Below are 1,340 nucleotides of genomic sequence, written 5' to 3'. Positions count from 1 at the left end.
CGCAGGTCTAGTCAGCTTTTAGAAGCGGGCGGAGAAGGAGGCTGGCGACGGCGGCACTGTGCTTGCCCCTGCCGCGCTTACACTCCTTTGTCACCCATTCGGGTCCGCAACATTGTAAAGGGTCCGAATTTGCGCCGGGTTGCCTGGAGTTCTTTCGACGATTTGGATTGGCGCACCAGTCCACTGCCAAATCGTCGTGCCTGGTGTGCGGAAGAACTGAATCTTGCCGCGGGTGCCGTCGACCCTTGTGTGGGGCCACCATTCGGCGATGCTGTTCCGCTCAATGCCGTGGGACCGCATCGCATCGGCAAGGACGACTATGGTATCGTAGCCTTCCAGGGCAACGAAGGAGGGCGCTTCGCCCAACTTCTCACGGAGAGCCCTTTCGACATATGAACCGAGCGCGTTGAAGTGCTCCGGCCGGTAGCGCAGGAACGGGATCGCAGCGCTATCCTCACCTAGCAACGTGCCCCATTCCGCGAACTCTGGTTGCCCGGCTGGAGCGCCGATCTGGATCGTGGCGAGGCGGCTGTCGTTGCGAACTGATTTGACGATCGAGATTGCTGGCTCTGGATGACCTACCAGAAGAAGAACGACTGTTGCACGATGGTCGATGAGTTGGTCGCACAAAGATGAAGGGTCAAGCGAGCTCATGCCGATTTCCGCTAAGGACCCGCCTCGTGAGTGAACATGATCCCGCAGAATGTGAGCGCCAGACGCCCAGTAGACACTCTGCTGGGACGCAACTGCGATCCGACGATGGCCGGCGCGCGAGAGGAAGTCTGCATATATTTGCCATCCGCGAGACTGGGGCGGAGCAAGGCGCGCGACCCATTTCGTCGGTCGTTCTGTAAGCCTGTCGAGTACCGCCGAAGAGCAGAGAAACGGGATGCCGAGCTCGTCGGCCCGGGCAGCCGCAGCGCGAGCGACGACGCTGTGATACTCTCCGGCTAGTGCCACCACGCCCAAGCGAGCCAGTTCATCCACCGCCGCGACGGCCTTTTTTGGATCAGCGGCCGTGTCTCGGACAACAAGCTCAAGCGGTCTCCCGGCGACGCCGCCGGCGCCGGTGACTTCGCTGACGGCAAACTCAAGGCCGGCGAGCAAATGTCTGCCCGCCTGAACCCAGCCGGGGCGAGTTAAAGGAGCGAGGGCGCCGATCCTGATCGTCGCTTCTCCGGAGCGCTCACGCCGCGATACAGATGGCATGCGTTCGAAGTCCAAAGGTTTACCAGAGGCTCACAACGTGCCCCGCTACAGCGCACATGCGTCGGCCGATAGAGACAGTTGGGACCATCTCCAACAATCTGTACCCTCGACGCAAACCATACAGTGCCCGT

1 protein-coding gene is annotated in these 1,340 nt (G+C 61.2%); it reads right to left on the bottom strand.

The window, feature by feature from the left end; all coding sequences use genetic code 11:
* Window positions 1-90 precede the first annotated feature (90 nt).
* Window positions 91-1,224, bottom strand: coding sequence for an ABC transporter substrate-binding protein (locus C7I87_RS14890; RefSeq protein WP_246696282.1), 1,134 nt, complete (start codon window positions 1,222-1,224; stop codon window positions 91-93).
* Between the last annotated feature and the right edge of the window lie 116 nt (window positions 1,225-1,340).

This window comes from Mesorhizobium sp. SARCC-RB16n, from assembly GCF_008520305.1.
Lineage (GTDB): Bacteria > Pseudomonadota > Alphaproteobacteria > Rhizobiales > Rhizobiaceae > Mesorhizobium.
Note: the sequence above shows the minus strand (reverse complement) of the source record. Positions and strands in the feature narration are given on the sequence as shown.